Consider the following 14186-nt stretch of genomic DNA (forward strand, 5'->3'; position numbering starts at 1 on the left):
TGCCGGGTCAAATAAATGTAAAACCTGGCAAGGCATTTACATTTTTCATTATACTCCCCCGCCCATATTTAAGACAAGTTCTACTTTATCACCTTCTTGCAGGGGATTGCTATACTCCTCTTTTAGTAACAAACGCCCGTTTACCTCAACCGCCACGGCAACGGGGTCAAAATTAAGCTGTTCTACTAAGTCCCTTACGTTAATACCTTCCTGGACTTCTTTTTCCTGCCGGTTTAAAATAATCTTCATTGGTCCTCTCCCCTTTCAACAATTAATGAATAAACATTGGCGGCGATTTTCTTTACCTGGAGAATTTTATGGCCTTCTGCCTTCAGGCTCCGGGGCACATTACTTAACGGCTCTCCTTCTGTTAATAAAACCTCCAGGATTTCCCCTGGCTGCATCTCCTCCAGGGCCAGCTTGGTTTTAACGAAGGTTATGGGGCAGCAGTCCCCGGTAATATCCAGTCGTTTAGTCGCTTTAATTTCCGCCACCGGCAGCGACCTCCTTCCGGCCGGGGTAAGGGATTAATTCCCGGAACACTTCAGGGCCCAGGCGCCTTACAACATCACCCAGGCGTTCCTGTCCCTTCCTTTGCTCTTCATAAACCGCCAGGATAGAATTAATCAGGGGGACTATATCATCTTCCGGGACCAGGTCAAACATTTTATACCCCAGCTGAGGATTGCGGCCCATTTTTCCACCAACGTAAACTACAAATCCTGTAGCCGCCATTACCCAGGCATTGTTCGGGCAAGAAGCTATACAGGCACCATCGCCGTTACATCTTTTCTTATCCATGCTCACCCGATCATTAATTATTTTAATGGCACCACCGGGGCAGATGGACTGGCACAATCCGCAAAGGCTGCAGCGCTCGGCTACCAATTCCGGGTAAACAACACCCCGTAAACCGACATCATTTTCCATGGGTTTGGTACAGGCGTTATAACACCCGGCTACAGCAATTTTTAGTTTTACTGGGACATCGCGGCCAAAAAAGGCCCGGTCCAGTTTGCCGGCAATAGCCCGGGTATCAACTACCCCGTTGGAACAAATTTCCTTGCCCGGGCAAGCGACAATCGATCGTACCCGCGGGCCGCAGGCCCCCGGAAGCAGGTGCAAGGCCTTGATCTCGGCAATCAACTCCTGGTACTTTTCCAGCCTGACCCCGGGTATCTCCACCCCCTGGCGGGTGGTCAAATGGACCTCCCCCCGGCCATATTTAGCCGCAATCCTGGCGATATTCTCCAGATCCCTTGAGGTTAAATACCCGCCAATGGTTCGCAGGCGCATCAGGAAAAGATCGCGGCCTTGTTGTTTGATAAAGCCACCCTTTTTGAGTTCATGAAAATCCAGGTTCATGGTGTTTCACCCTTCGCATTTTGTGGCACAGACAAAGGTATACTCTTCCAGTTCGCGGATGCGCGGGTTGTCACCGCAGACAGGGCAATTACCATTGCGTTCGGCCTTAACTTCCCGGAAGCGCATCTCCAAGGCATTGTAAATCAGGAGCCGGCCGGTCAGGGTATCCCCAACCCCAAGTAAAATCTTGATTACCTCCGTGGCCTGAATTGCCCCGATAAGCCCCGGCACTGTACCGATAACCCCTGCTTCCTGGCAGCTAGGTACGGCTCCCGGCGGGGGCGGGTCGGGAAAAATACAGCGGTAACAGGGCCCCTGTCCGGGTTTGATGGTCATTACGAGGCCGTCCCATTGCAACACCCCGCCCTCGACCAGGGTCTTGCCGGTCATGACACAGGCATCGTTTAGTAAATAGCGGGTGGGAAAGTTGTCAACGCCGTCGACAATCACGTCATAATCACGGATAATATCTAAAATATTATCTTTTCCCAAACGTAAATGGTAAGTATTAATTGTCAGGTTAGGATTTAAGGCCAGCAATGTCTCACGGGCCGATTCTACTTTAGGCCGCCCCAGGCGTTCAGTACTGTGGAGGATCTGGCGCTGTAAATTCGATATGTCTACTACGTCACTGTCAACTATACCGATTGTACCTACACCGGCAGCCGCCAGGTAGTAAGCTGCCGGGGAACCCAACCCGCCGGCTCCAACGAGCAATACTTTGCCTCTTTTAAGCCTTTCCTGACCCCGGCCGCCGACGTTGCGCAAAATTATCTGCCGGCTGTAACGTTCTATTTCTTCGTTGGTTAAGACCATTCTTAGCCCTCCAATTCGGAGTAAATATATCGGTTTTTCTTAGATTATACCAGATACCACCAGGGTGGTCAAGAGACATTCGCAGCGGCAGAGACGCTTCTAAATAACGCGGGTCGCCAACACCAGGACGGCCAGCAGGACTATCCCCAGGCCCAGGCTGTAGCCGATCAGTTTCTTTTCAGCCGGCAGCAGATCAAACCATTCTTCCTCCTGCGGTAAATGTTCTTTTTTCATCATAATTTCTCCTCCTTTTCAGCCCACCGCCGGCGGGGTGATACCGTGGAAGAAGAGCCAGGATATAATCAGGCCGATCCAGATAATAAACCCGAACAGGCAGAGAATATAGACCGCGGCCAGTTTTCCCATCCCCTCTTCCCACAGCTTCTTGAAGTTGGACATTAACCCGATAGTAAAGAAAGTCAGGGCAAAAAAGATGCCCCGGAAGTTGCCCGCCTGCCCAATACCGGCATTCAGGAGCTTGAGACCTGGTGTACCCTTAAGGGCGACACCAAGGAGGATGACCAGGATAAAGAGGCCGGCGTAACCAAGGACGAACTTCGGGAACCGCAGCCAGATCTCCCCGATATTTACCTGCTCCCCTTCCCTCCGGTCGATCTTCCAGGACCAGATTATGGCCAGGATGAAGGCCCAAATGGCGATGAAAATGTCGATAAAGACCTTGACGGTGGTGGTGGCCATGAGCATCCAGCCTTCCTGCCACTTGACCCCGAGGGCGCTTATGGCTTTGCTGCGGATGAGGGCATCCACCATGGCCCCGCTGGCCGCCGCCGCGCCGTCGGTCTTCACGGCCAGACCCATCCAGGCCCCGGCGACCATCGGCTCTTTGTAAAGCCAGGCCTGGGCGGCAAAGGGCAGGATGATCAGCTCCACCACGGCGAAGATGACCACCAGGGACGAGACGATGACGGGGATCACCGGCCGGGCCTTGATGGCGCCGCCGGTAGCAATGGCTGCCGACACACCGCAGATAGAGATACCCGAGGCCAGGGGCGCCGCCCACTCAGGGGTAAATTTAAAGTATTTCCGGGCAATAAAGTAAACCAGGGGCCAGTAGATTAAGTAGGCCTCGATTATGGCGAAGAGGCCCCGGAGAACCACCTGGGTTGTGAGCCCCGTTGACTGCAACGCGTTCAGGCCAATCTGCGCGCCGAGAATGACGATGGCCGTCTTTACAAACCACTCCGGTTTGGTAGCGTCCTGCAGGTACCTGGTCAGGCCAGGAAAGAAGTTGCCGATAATCAATCCGGCGATCAAAGCGATGATGAAGCCCGACTCGCCTGTCATCCGCAGGGACCAGGGAAGTTTTAGTTTAGCCATCTGGTCGGGGGTGGCGGCGATAAAGGCATAGTTACCGAGCATCCAGCAGAAATAAGTAATAAAGAAGATGATGGTAAAGCCGGCGGCAAAACGGCGGACGTTGCCGCCCATGCTGGCGACGGCGATACTTAAAACCGCCGTCAGGAAAGTATAGGTAAGAATCAAAGAAACGATACCGGGAACACCTTTATAAACATCGGATACAGGGGCGAGGGCCTTGGAGAGGTCCAGCCACATATTGGTTTTGACGGCCCAGCCGATTACGTCCAGGTTGCCCAGCTTCAGCAGGCCTAGAAAAACGATAAATAGGCCAATCCATACCGCCCACCAGTCTTCAGTCTGCAACAGCGGAGAACGTGCGATCTTTGCTTTCGAAGCCACTGGTTATCCCTCCTGTTAAGATCTAAATTAACTGTAGTCATCCTGCATCGTCTAACTCACCACATCATTTCACTAACTTCATAGGGCCGGTATATAATACCTGTTAATTTCCAGCTCAAATAATAAGTATCATTATAACCACCTGCCTTACCTGCTGATAGCATAGCTTTCCAGGAAAAAAGCGTGTGTTTCTAAAAATTAAGGAGGCCCCTTTTCCCTGATGGAAAGGAGCCTCCAGTTGTCTGGTCAGCATCCGCATTTCTTAATGTATACTATTATTATAGGTTTAGTCTACATTATTGTCAAGGGATTTATTTTTATTACTTAATAGGCCGGTTTTTTTACGCCTGATTGACATTGATCCCTGGGGCCTTCCATGGACGGCCAGACATCTCAAGATGCCAGCTTATAATTATGAAATATCCCTATCCGGTAATTTTTAAAAATGCTTGACATGGAATGCCTGGAAAGTTAAAATCAAATCATACTAAAAAGATAGGATTACTACATAATGGGGTGGGCGTGAACTATGTCTGCTGTCATAAATCTCTGTGTAAATGGTCTTTAACTTTGCCAGGTAGTCCATAAGAAATTGGGATGGAGGGGGATTACCAGATGCCTCAAGAGCCTATAACAGAAACCCGGTGCCAGGCAGGGCTTTCAACCAGGGAGCAGAAAGTTCTGGGCGAGGTACTTAAGGCTTTACGCCAGGTGAGATATGGATCTATTACTATTATTATACAAGATGGTCGTATAGTCCAGATTGACTATACCGAGAAGGTCAGGCTGGGTAGGGAGCCGGAGCCGAGCAAACGTGAGCAATGAAGGCAGGGTGCCGGGAAACATAACGGTATCTTCTCCGCCGGCGATCAAAAAGCCATCATGACAAAGCTGTTATCTGACCACGGGGGCAATTTTAAAAACAGCGTCCCGGCTCCGGCCGGCGTCCAGGAAGCCTTGGCATTACTTCCAGGGCTTTTACCCGGCCGAAAGGTTCGGCGAAGAAAATGTAAAAGCCCTGTATCTCGGTTACAGCTTACTTTGAGCCGGTATACTCGATTGTAGCCAGGCTAACCTGCCCCTGGCAGTAAGTAGCGATAAGGCCCATCAACTCATCCGCCGCCCGGTATAAGTAATCCATGGGGGTGGCGGTATTTCCCTGGACGATAAAGAAGGCATTTGTCGTTTGCGGAGTGATTTTGGTTTTCTCGCACTGCTTGACCTCCAGCCGGCAGAGGATTTCCCTTTCGTCCATATAGGCATATTCCCCGGGCGCTACCGGTACAGGTTCGGTGGCACCCAGGGGATAAAACCTTTCCTTCCCGGTGGTAAGATTAAAGGTGATGTTACCCTCCACCTTATCCAGGTCGTGGGCCCCCAGGGCCAGGGCATACTTCAGGGAAATATAGTTGTACGCATCTACCAGGCTGTTAATTTGCATCAGCCTGGATCGTTGTTTTATAAAGTCATATAAGTATTCGGGAGCGGAGATATGGACCTGACCACCGAACCTGGCGTGCAGGTCGTGGTAGGCGGCCAGGATGGGCCGGTGTCTTTCGTACAGGGTCATTAATTCCCCCATCTCCGCCTTAATCATCCTTTCCAGTTCGCGATGTTTCCTTTTTATGGTCAGGTTGCTGGCTTCTACAAATAATACGGGGATCCCTTTTAATGCTTGATTGACATAGACGATCATGAGCCTCACCTTTACCTGGAATTTAAATAAAGCGCATAAATCATCAAAACCTGATGCCTGTTATCACGTTGGAAACAATACGCAAAAAGGCCCCTTTGCCTTAACAGGAAGAAGGGGCCTTCCTTCATGGTTATAACTTCTCTCAGGGTTGCGGCGGCATCCGTTATCCCCGCCGGCCGCCTTAAAAAGCCGGGATAACTGCTCCCTGATATTGTTCTTCTAAAAACTTCTTGACTTCGGGCGTATTTAGCGCTTCTGCCAGTTTCTTTAAAGCTGGATTGTCTTTATCCTCGGGACGAACCACCAGGACGTTGGCAAAGGGAGAGCTTTTATCCTCGAGAACGATGGCATCCTTGACTGGATTCAAGTTGGCTTCCAGGGCATAGTTGCCGTTTATGACCGCGGCGTCGACGTCTGTTAAGGACCGCGGCAGCATAGCGGCGTCTAACTCTTTGATTGTCAGCCCGGCGGGTTTCTCGACAATGTCATTTTTGGTTGCCAAAATGCCCGCGCCTTCCTTTAACTTAATAACCCCGGCCTTGGCCAGTAACATCAGAGCCCGGCCGCCGTTGGTGGCGTCATTGGGAATGGCAATAGTTCTGGCGTTTATCAATTCGCCGGCGCTCTTAATTTTTTGGGAATAAATCCCCATGGGTTCGATGTGTACTTTGGCAATATAAACTAGTTTATTCCCTGTTTTCTGGTTGTAATCCTCAAGGTATGGTATATGTTGGAAAAAATTGGCGTCGATTTGCTTATCTGCCAGGGCCGGGTTGAGCTGGGCATAATCATTAAAAACTTTAATGTTCAGGGTGATTCCCTCTTGGGCCAGCACAGGTTTAATCTTTTCCAGGATTTCGGCATGGGGACGAGCAGTAGCGCCGACAGTTATTTCTTTTTTGGCAGCTTCTCCCGGGGATGCCTTCTGTTGCTGGCTGCATCCTGTTAAAACTGCCCCCAGCGTTAATAAAGCGAGAACCAGAACAACAATCTTTTTCAAAGTCTATCAACCCCCTCTGAAATAGCTTATTAAGATAATAGGTTTACTTGATTTTTTTGTCAAGGGGTCGGAGGGAAAAATTTTTTCCCGAATTCAATCTTATTGACATTGTACCAATCCCTTTGTTACCATTGACAAGAAAGATGCGAGTGTTTTATAATTACCCCCTTCAGGTGACATTTATGGTTAAAATCGAAAACCTTAGTAAAACTTTTACAACCAAAGATGGCAAACTGATACAGGCCCTGGAAAATATCAACCTGGATATTGCCGAAGGGGAGATCTTTGGCATCATCGGGCGTAGCGGGGCCGGGAAAAGTACCCTGGTCCGCTGTATCAACATGCTGGAAAGGCCAACTTCCGGCCGGGTAATTATTGACGGGCAGGATCTTACTACCTATTCTGAAAGGCAGCTCCGCCGGGCCCGCCAGCAGATAGGCATGATTTTTCAACAATTCAACCTGTTTTCGGCCCGCAATGTCGCCGGTAATGTGGCCTTTCCCCTGGAAATTGCCGGCCAGCCGCGCCGGGTTATCCAGGAGAAAGTTAAACGTTCCCTGGAACTGGTGGGGTTGAGCGATAAGGCCGGGCATTACCCTGCGGAACTGTCGGGCGGTCAAAAGCAGCGGGTAGGAATTGCCCGGGCTTTAGCAAGCGAACCCCGGTTGCTTTTATGTGACGAACCGACATCAGCCCTGGATCCCCAGACGACTGCCTCCATCCTGAGTTTGCTCCGGGATATCAATAAAAACCTGGGTCTAACAATTATAATTATCACCCATGAAATGCAGGTAATTAAGGAAATATGCGACCGGGTGGCCGTCCTTAACCATGGCCGTATTGTCGAGGCCGGTTCCGTACTGGATATCTTTACTGCTCCTCGTCATCCTGTTACCAGGGAGTTAATTAAGAGTATCCTCGATACCTCCATCCCGGAACAGGTGCTGGCAGGGTACAAACCTACCGGAACTAGCCTGCTGGTACGGCTTTCTTTCATTGGTCACTCTGCCGGTGAACCCATCATCTCCCGCATGATTCAAGAGTACAACGTACAGGCCAACATCCTTTACGGTAAGATTGACCATATTAAAGATACTCCCTTTGGTACCCTGACCCTGGAATTATCAGGTCAGCCTGAGGCCCTGCAGAGGGCCCTCGCTTTCCTCCAGGGCAAGCAATTAAGTATTGAGGTGTTAGAAAGGCCATGAGTAACTGGCTCAACCAAATAATTCCCATGGTAGCCATGGGAACCCTGGAAACCCTTTATATGGTCTTTGTATCAGTTTTTATAGCCTATCTCTTCGGTCTTCCCTTAGGCGTTATTATGCTTATCACCAGTGAAAGGCATATTAAACCCAGCCCCCTCATCAACAATATCCTGGGTACGATAATCAATATCGGCCGTTCTTTCCCTTTTATCATTTTACTAATCGCTATAATACCCTTTACCCGCCTCGTAGTTGGCACCTTTATCGGGACAACTGCTTCTATCGTCCCCCTGTCTGTCGCCGCTATACCCTTTGTCGCCCGCCTGGTGGAAACCTCCCTGCGGGAAATACCCTGGGGGGTCATTGAGGCGGCCCAATCTATGGGAGCGTCTCCATGGCAAATTATCGTCCGGGTGATGCTTCCGGAAGCCACACCCTCGCTGGTATCTGGTTTTGTTTTAACTACCATTACCTTGATTGGCTATTCCGCCATGGCCGGTGTAGTCGGCGGCGGCGGCCTGGGTACCCTTGCTTATCAGTACGGCTTTCAGCGCTATAAAAATGACGTTATGGTTATTACCGTCGTTTTATTGATCATTATGGTCCAGATCATTCAGGTTGTAGGCGACCGGATTGTCGCCCGTTTAAGCCGGCGTTAACCCCGAAATCGGAAAAAGTTTCTCTAAGCTCCCCTTGACGCTTGAGATATAGAGGATATAATAAATATAACTAAGCCGATTGAAAAACTTAAAAAATAAATATGCGGAAACTCTTATCAAGAGCTGGCGGAGGGACTGGCCCAATGAAGCCCGGCAACCGGCCTGTTAGAACCCAGGTACGGTGCCAATTCCTGCAGGATTTCTCCTGGCAGATGAGAGTTGAAAAAAGCTCTTCTTCTGCGAAGGGCTTTTATTTTGTCATGAGGGGAGTTGGATAAAATGCACCTGGCTACAGAGCTGGTCCAGCTGGGAGTGGGGTATGATAGTAAAACGGGAGCTATCAGTACGCCTATCTACCAGTCTGCTACCTTCCGTCACCCGGCCCTGGGACAGAGTACCGGTTTTGACTACAGCCGGACGGGCAACCCTACCCGCCAGGTCCTGGAAGAAGGCATAGCCGGGCTGGAGGGAGGCTGCCGCGCCCTGGCCTTTGCCTCCGGCATGGCCGCCATTACCGCCGTTCTCTGCCTTTTCCGGCCCGGCGACCACCTGCTAGTCTCTGAAGATCTGTACGGCGGTACTTACCGGCTGCTCAACCAGGTAGCGGTTCCCTGGGGGCTGGAATTTTCCCTTGTAGACACCACTGATCTGGCTGCCCTGGCTGCTTCTATTAAAAACAATACGAAGGGCATCTTCCTGGAGACGCCTACCAATCCCTTAATGAAAATCACCGACATTGCCGCCGTTGTCGCCCTGGCCCGCCAGCGGGGCCTGCTGACTATTGTGGATAATACTTTTATGACCCCTTACCTGCAGCGACCCCTGGAACTGGGAGCGGACCTGGTGGTCCACAGCGCCACCAAATATTTGGGCGGCCACAATGATGTAGTTATGGGGATAGCGATTGCCGCCCGGGAGGACCTCGGCGAAAAGCTGGCCTTTATCCAAAATACCATCGGCGCGATTCCCGGTCCCCAGGATTGCTGGCTGGTAATCCGGGGCTTGAAAACCCTGGCCGTACGCCTGGAGCGGGCTCAGGCCAGCACTTTAGAGCTGGCCCGGTGGCTGGCCGAACACCCCCTGGTGACCAGGGTTTATTATCCGGGTCTACCCGATCATCCCGGTCACGAAATCTGTAAGAAACAGGCCAGCGGGTTTGGGGCCATGCTTTCCTTTGAGGTCAAGCATGCCGAACTGGTCGAGCAGATTTTACACCGCTTAAAAATTATTTCCTTTGCGGAAAGCCTGGGCGGGGTAGAAAGCCTGATCACTTTTCCGGAGCGCCAGACCCATGCCGAAATCCCTGCTGAGATGCGTCTTAAACTGGGCATCAATGATCGTTTATTACGTTTGTCAGTCGGACTGGAAGATTTAAACGATCTCAAGGCCGACCTGGAGCAGGCCCTTGCCTGTTAATCCGCCGGCCAGGACGAAAAGGAAATCCTTTCTACCCTGGGCGGCGATTGAAATCAACGCCAGGCGAAGAAGGACTTTAAAGAAGAGGGGTAAACAAAGTATGCAGAGGGGAACGCGACTGGTCCATCACCGCTTTTCTATGGATTCCGGCACCGGAGGGGTGAGTATCCCCATCCACCAGAGCGTGGTATTTGCCCAGGAGAGTCTTGAGCAACCGGGCGAATACGAATACACCCGTTCCGGCAATCCTACCCGGCGGGCCCTGGAAGAAGCCATCGCCGATCTCGAAGGAGGTAATTACGGCTTTGCTTTTGCTTCCGGCATGGCGGCCATCACGGCAGCCTTAAGCCTCTTTTCCGCCGGCGACCACCTCCTTGTCTCCCAGGATATCTACGGCGGCACCTACCGAGCCCTGACCAGGGTCTTCAAACGCTTTGGCCTGGAAATTACTTTTGTCGATACTACGGACCTGGAGAAGGTAGCTGCCCAGATCCGCCCTTCTACCAAAGGGCTTTACCTCGAAACCCCTTCCAATCCGCTGATGAAAATTACCGATCTGGCCCGGGCCGCCGCCCTGGCCAGGGAGCACGGGCTCATAACCATAGCTGACAACACCTTTATGACGCCTTACCTGCAGCGACCCCTGGAACTGGGAATTGACGTGGTGGTCCACAGCGCTACCAAATACCTGGGCGGGCACAGCGACTGCCTGGCCGGCCTGGCAGTTACCAGGGATGCTGGCCTTGCCCGGGAACTGGCTTTGCTCCAGAATACCCTGGGAGCAGTGCTGGCACCCCACGAATGCTGGCTAATCCTGCGCGGTATTAAGACCTTAAAAGTACGCCTGGCCCAGCAGGAGCAAACCGCCACGGCCCTGGCAACATGGCTGGCCGGGCACCCGCAAGTAAAGGCCGTTTATTATCCTGGCCTGGAAGGCCATCCTGGCCGGGAGGTTCATTTCCGGCAGGCCCTTGGCGCCGGAGGTGTATTCTCCTTCCGCCTGGCAACTTCAGAGCTGGCCCGCCAGGTAATCAATAAGGTGCGCCTGCCGATCATCGGCTCCAGCCTGGGCGCAGTAGAGAGCATCATTTCTCTGCCTGCTACCATGTCCCATGGTAGCCTCCCGGAAGAATTTAAAAAGCGCCTGGGGATTACCTCTGACCTGGTACGCCTGTCGGTAGGCCTGGAGGATGCCGCGGATCTTCAGGCCGACCTGGAGCAGGCGTTAAAATCCCCTTGATCTAAAGTATATTAAAATGATAAAATTACTATGCCATTAATTCCGTGTATTTTGATTGGAAAAATACTTATCTAAGGAGAGGATTTTCATGGAGCGCATTTACCAGAACATAATCGACCTCATCGGAGGAACGCCGCTGGTCAGGCTCAACCGCATTAACCAGACGGCGGCAGAAGTACTGGTGAAACTGGAACTGTTTAACCCCGGTGGCAGCGTCAAAGACCGGATTGCCCTGGCCATGATCGAAGACGCCGAAGCCAGGGGACTCCTGGATAAGGAGACGGTGATTATCGAACCGACCAGCGGCAATACGGGAATTGGCCTGGCGATGGTAGCGGCCGCCAAGGGGTACAAGCTAATCCTCACCATGCCGGAGACCATGAGCCTGGAGCGGCGCAAGCTTCTAAAGGGATACGGCGCCGAGCTGGTACTTACACCGGGGGCAGAAGGCATGAAAGGTGCCATCCGCCGGGCGGAAGAACTGGCAGCCAAATATCCCAAGGCTTTTATCCCCCAGCAGTTTGAAAACCCGGCCAACCCGGCTGTCCACCGCCGCACTACGGCAGAAGAAATTTACGCCGATACCGGCGGCCGGCTGGATGTCCTGGTCTGCGGGGTAGGGACCGGCGGCACCATTACCGGTGCCGGTGAAGTGTTAAAGGAGCGCATTCCCGGGTTGCGGGTGGTGGCGGTGGAACCGGCCGCCTCGCCGGTCCTTTCCGGAGGTATGGCCGGACCCCACAAGATTCAGGGCATCGGAGCCGGTTTCGTACCGGAGGTTTTGAATATCGAGGTTTTCGACGAAATCATCCAGGTCAGCGATGAAGATGCCATTGAAACAGCCCGGCGCCTGGCCCGGGAAGAAGGAATGATGGTGGGCATCTCTTCCGGGGCCGCCTGTTACGCGGCACTGAGCCTCGCGGCCCGGCCGGAAAATGCCGGCAAGAGAATTCTGGCCGTGCTGCCGGATACCGGCGAGCGCTACCTGTCAACCTCCCTATTCCAGGACATTTAAACTTTGCAGAAAGGGTCTTGTCCATGAAGTACCAGTATCCCCAATTAAATGCCGAAATGCCGGACCGGGAAGACGTCCTGAACCTGACCCCCAACCCGGCCAGCAAAGACCTGCTGCAGCACCTGCACCAGCAGGGGGTGGAAACCTGGCTGGACCGTTATGAGGCCCAGCAGCCCATGTGCGGTTTCGGCCTTCGGGGACTCTGCTGCCGCATGTGCCAGTGGGGGCCCTGCCGGCTCAGTGACAAACGCCCCCGGGGCATTTGCGGCCGGGATATGAGCACCGTCATTATGGCCAACCTGGTGCGGGCACTGGTGGCCGGCATGGCGGCACACGGCCGGCACGCCCATGAAGTTATCCTGGCGGTGATGGCGGCGGCGGAGGGTAAGGCCAACCTTCCCCTCAAAGGGGAAGAACGGGTGTGGGACTTGGCCCGGCGGCTGGGGCTTCAAACACAAGGGCGAAAGCCGGAGGAAGTAGCCCGGGAGGTGGCCCAGGTGCTGCTGGACGACCTGGGCCGGATGACCATGGGCCCCTTGCGCACCCTGGAAGCTTACGCCCCGGCGGAAAGGCTGGAGACCTGGCGAACCCTCGGCGTGCTGCCGCGTTCGGCCGCCTATGAGATCATGGAAACCCTGCACATGACCACCCTGGGCGGTACCAGTGATTGGATGTCACTGGCGGAACAGGAACTCCGCTCCGCCCTGGCATACTGTTACAGCACCCTGTTCGGCAGCTCTCTGGCTACCGAGATGCTGTTCGGCATCCCCCGGCCCAAACTGGCCACGGTGAATTACGGCATCCTGCGGGAAGACCACGTTAACATCCTGGTGCACGGCCACTCCCCCGTGATGGTGGAAAAAATCTTGGAGAAAATAGCCACCGCGGAAATCCAGGGTTTGGCTAAGAGCCTGGGGGCCAAAGGCATCGTGGTTGGCGGCATGTGCTGCACCGGCGACGAATTGCTGGCACGCTACGGCATCCCCACCGTAACCAATATTATGGGCCAGGAACTGGCCCTGGGCACCGGGGCGGTGGATGCGGTGGTGGTGGACATGCAATGCGTTATTCCCGGCATGAAGATCATCGCCGACTGCTTCGGCACCCAGGTGATCACCACCTGCAACTCCAACCGCATCCCCGGGGCGGTGCACATTCCCTTTGACGCGGAGCGGCCGGAAACTCTGGAGGAAGATGCCCTAAAAGTTGCACGGCTGGCGGTAGAAGCTTTTGCCCGCCGGGACCGCAGTAAAATTCGTATCCCCAGGGTCACTAGCAGAGCTATGGTTGGCTGGAGTTACGAAGCCATCGTCGATACATTTGACGGTATTACAGGTTTGCTTAACCTCCTGCGGGAAGGAAAAATTAAAGGTATTGCTACAGTGGTAGGCTGCAATACCCCGAAGGTCCCGTATGAATATAATCACGTAACGGTGGTCCGGCGCCTCATCGAGGCTGACATCCTGGTCACCACCACCGGATGCTGTTCTCACGCTCTTTTAAATGCCGGACTTTGTGACCCGGAGGCGGCAGACCTGGCCGGTGCCGGCCTCAAGGAAGTATGCCGTACCAGGAGCATCCCGCCGGTTCTGGCAGTAGGTGGGTGTGTAGATAATACTCGCACTTTGCGCTTGTTTATCGATCTGGCAGCAGCAGCTGGTGTAGCCGTCAAACAAATGCCCTTTGTCTTCGTCGGCCCGGAACCCGGCAACGAAAAGACGGTTGGGCAGGGGGTTACTTTCCTGGCCCACGGGGTATCCAACGTCATCGGCTTTCCCGGGCCTATCCCCGTCCCCCAGCCGCGGCCCAAAGAGGGGGCGGCACCCGATGAATATGAGCGCGGTAGCAACGAAGTAGCCGACTTTTTTGCCGGTGACGGCCTGTTTGCAAAGGTGGGGGCGCGGATTTATACCGAGCCTTACCCGAAGCTGGCTGCCCAGACCATCCGGTTGTTGATTCGTCGCCAGCGCCTGGGCCTGGGGTGGCGGTAACCGGCCAATAAACCGGTCGGCAGTTGGAGGATATAACGGCTGCAACGAACGAAGGGAGCGG

At 53.4% G+C, this 14186-nt stretch carries 15 protein-coding genes and 1 riboswitch; of the genes, 7 read left to right on the forward strand and 8 right to left on the reverse strand.

What is annotated here, in order from left to right:
- Nucleotides 1–48: 48 nt before the first annotated feature.
- The 6 genes from thiS to MCACP_RS10835 form a co-directional block, all read right to left on the reverse strand.
- The gene (gene thiS, locus MCACP_RS10810) at nucleotides 49–249 is read right to left on the reverse strand and encodes a sulfur carrier protein ThiS (RefSeq protein WP_406676768.1); all 201 of its coding nucleotides are present in this window, start codon (nucleotides 247–249) and stop codon (nucleotides 49–51) included.
- Nucleotides 246–494 carry a sulfurtransferase TusA family protein gene (locus MCACP_RS10815; protein WP_406676769.1) on the reverse strand — a complete coding sequence of 83 codons (249 nt, stop codon included), beginning with the start codon at nucleotides 492–494 and terminating at the stop codon, nucleotides 246–248. Before MCACP_RS10815 ends, thiS begins: the two co-directional genes overlap by 4 nt.
- Complete coding sequence (locus MCACP_RS10820; RefSeq protein ID WP_406676770.1) at nucleotides 481–1365, reverse strand: 4Fe-4S binding protein; 885 nt, start codon at nucleotides 1363–1365, stop codon at nucleotides 481–483. The genes MCACP_RS10815 and MCACP_RS10820 overlap by 14 nt, the downstream gene beginning before the upstream one ends.
- 6 nt (nucleotides 1366–1371) lie before the next feature.
- Nucleotides 1372–2181, reverse strand: a complete 810-nt coding sequence (locus MCACP_RS10825) for a HesA/MoeB/ThiF family protein (RefSeq protein ID WP_406676771.1) — start codon at nucleotides 2179–2181, stop codon at nucleotides 1372–1374.
- A 99-nt stretch (nucleotides 2182–2280) separates the two neighbouring features.
- Nucleotides 2281–2418 carry a hypothetical protein gene (locus MCACP_RS10830; protein WP_406676772.1) on the reverse strand — a complete coding sequence of 46 codons (138 nt, stop codon included), beginning with the start codon at nucleotides 2416–2418 and terminating at the stop codon, nucleotides 2281–2283.
- A gap of 15 nt (nucleotides 2419–2433) precedes the next feature.
- The gene (locus tag MCACP_RS10835) at nucleotides 2434–3900 is read right to left on the reverse strand and encodes a putative sulfate exporter family transporter (protein WP_406676773.1); all 1467 of its coding nucleotides are present in this window, start codon (nucleotides 3898–3900) and stop codon (nucleotides 2434–2436) included.
- Between the two features lie 615 nt (nucleotides 3901–4515).
- Here MCACP_RS10835 and MCACP_RS10840 point away from each other — a divergent pair.
- Nucleotides 4516–4725, forward strand: a complete 210-nt coding sequence (locus MCACP_RS10840; protein WP_406676774.1) for a YezD family protein — start codon at nucleotides 4516–4518, stop codon at nucleotides 4723–4725.
- A gap of 211 nt (nucleotides 4726–4936) precedes the next feature.
- Here the strand turns inward: MCACP_RS10840 and MCACP_RS10845 are convergent, their stop codons facing one another.
- Complete coding sequence (locus MCACP_RS10845; protein ID WP_406676775.1) at nucleotides 4937–5596, reverse strand: B3/B4 domain-containing protein; 660 nt, start codon at nucleotides 5594–5596, stop codon at nucleotides 4937–4939.
- Between the two features lie 181 nt (nucleotides 5597–5777).
- Nucleotides 5778–6596 (reverse strand): MetQ/NlpA family ABC transporter substrate-binding protein, encoded by an 819-nt coding sequence (locus MCACP_RS10850; RefSeq protein ID WP_406676776.1) that lies wholly within the window; start codon nucleotides 6594–6596, stop codon nucleotides 5778–5780.
- A gap of 182 nt (nucleotides 6597–6778) precedes the next feature.
- On the opposite strand from MCACP_RS10850, the gene MCACP_RS10855 reads away from it, so the two are divergent.
- From MCACP_RS10855 to cooS, 6 genes are all read left to right on the forward strand, one after another.
- Nucleotides 6779–7804: a methionine ABC transporter ATP-binding protein gene (locus MCACP_RS10855; protein ID WP_406676777.1), complete on the forward strand. Its 1026-nt coding sequence runs from the start codon at nucleotides 6779–6781 to the stop codon at nucleotides 7802–7804.
- Nucleotides 7801–8463 (forward strand): methionine ABC transporter permease, encoded by a 663-nt coding sequence (locus MCACP_RS10860; protein WP_406676778.1) that lies wholly within the window; start codon nucleotides 7801–7803, stop codon nucleotides 8461–8463. Before MCACP_RS10855 ends, MCACP_RS10860 begins: the two co-directional genes overlap by 4 nt.
- Before the next feature lie 110 nt (nucleotides 8464–8573).
- Nucleotides 8574–8682, forward strand: a riboswitch (SAM riboswitch).
- A 60-nt stretch (nucleotides 8683–8742) separates the two neighbouring features.
- On the forward strand, nucleotides 8743–9879 hold the full coding sequence (locus MCACP_RS10865; protein ID WP_406676779.1) for a trans-sulfuration enzyme family protein: 1137 nt from the start codon (nucleotides 8743–8745) through the stop codon (nucleotides 9877–9879).
- A gap of 100 nt (nucleotides 9880–9979) precedes the next feature.
- On the forward strand, nucleotides 9980–11119 hold the full coding sequence (locus MCACP_RS10870; RefSeq protein ID WP_406676780.1) for a trans-sulfuration enzyme family protein: 1140 nt from the start codon (nucleotides 9980–9982) through the stop codon (nucleotides 11117–11119).
- Between the two features lie 88 nt (nucleotides 11120–11207).
- Complete coding sequence (gene cysK / locus MCACP_RS10875) at nucleotides 11208–12134, forward strand: cysteine synthase A (RefSeq protein WP_141304848.1); 927 nt, start codon at nucleotides 11208–11210, stop codon at nucleotides 12132–12134.
- 23 nt (nucleotides 12135–12157) lie between these two features.
- The gene (gene cooS / locus MCACP_RS10880; protein ID WP_406676781.1) at nucleotides 12158–14125 is read left to right on the forward strand and encodes an anaerobic carbon-monoxide dehydrogenase catalytic subunit; all 1968 of its coding nucleotides are present in this window, start codon (nucleotides 12158–12160) and stop codon (nucleotides 14123–14125) included.
- Nucleotides 14126–14186: the final 61 nt, after the last annotated feature.

This window comes from Neomoorella carbonis, from assembly GCF_045278715.1.
Lineage (GTDB): Bacteria > Bacillota > DSM-521 > Neomoorellales > Neomoorellaceae > Neomoorella > Neomoorella carbonis.

Excerpts from the sequence above, each read along its gene's own strand:
- thiS (WP_406676768.1), bottom strand. The coding sequence starts at position 249 with ATGAAGATTATTTTAAACCGGCAGGAAAAAGAAGTCCAGGAAGGTATT.
- MCACP_RS10820 (WP_406676770.1), bottom strand. The coding sequence starts at position 1,365 with ATGAACCTGGATTTTCATGAACTCAAAAAGGGTGGCTTTATCAAACAA.
- MCACP_RS10825 (WP_406676771.1), bottom strand. The coding sequence starts at position 2,181 with ATGGTCTTAACCAACGAAGAAATAGAACGTTACAGCCGGCAGATAATT.
- MCACP_RS10830 (WP_406676772.1), bottom strand. The coding sequence starts at position 2,418 with ATGATGAAAAAAGAACATTTACCGCAGGAGGAAGAATGGTTTGATCTG.
- MCACP_RS10840 (WP_406676774.1), top strand. The coding sequence starts at position 4,516 with ATGCCTCAAGAGCCTATAACAGAAACCCGGTGCCAGGCAGGGCTTTCA.
- MCACP_RS10845 (WP_406676775.1), bottom strand. The coding sequence starts at position 5,596 with ATGATCGTCTATGTCAATCAAGCATTAAAAGGGATCCCCGTATTATTT.
- MCACP_RS10855 (WP_406676777.1), top strand. The coding sequence starts at position 6,779 with ATGGTTAAAATCGAAAACCTTAGTAAAACTTTTACAACCAAAGATGGC.
- MCACP_RS10860 (WP_406676778.1), top strand. The coding sequence starts at position 7,801 with ATGAGTAACTGGCTCAACCAAATAATTCCCATGGTAGCCATGGGAACC.
- MCACP_RS10865 (WP_406676779.1), top strand. The coding sequence starts at position 8,743 with ATGCACCTGGCTACAGAGCTGGTCCAGCTGGGAGTGGGGTATGATAGT.
- MCACP_RS10870 (WP_406676780.1), top strand. The coding sequence starts at position 9,980 with ATGCAGAGGGGAACGCGACTGGTCCATCACCGCTTTTCTATGGATTCC.
- cysK (WP_141304848.1), top strand. The coding sequence starts at position 11,208 with ATGGAGCGCATTTACCAGAACATAATCGACCTCATCGGAGGAACGCCG.
- cooS (WP_406676781.1), top strand. The coding sequence starts at position 12,158 with ATGAAGTACCAGTATCCCCAATTAAATGCCGAAATGCCGGACCGGGAA.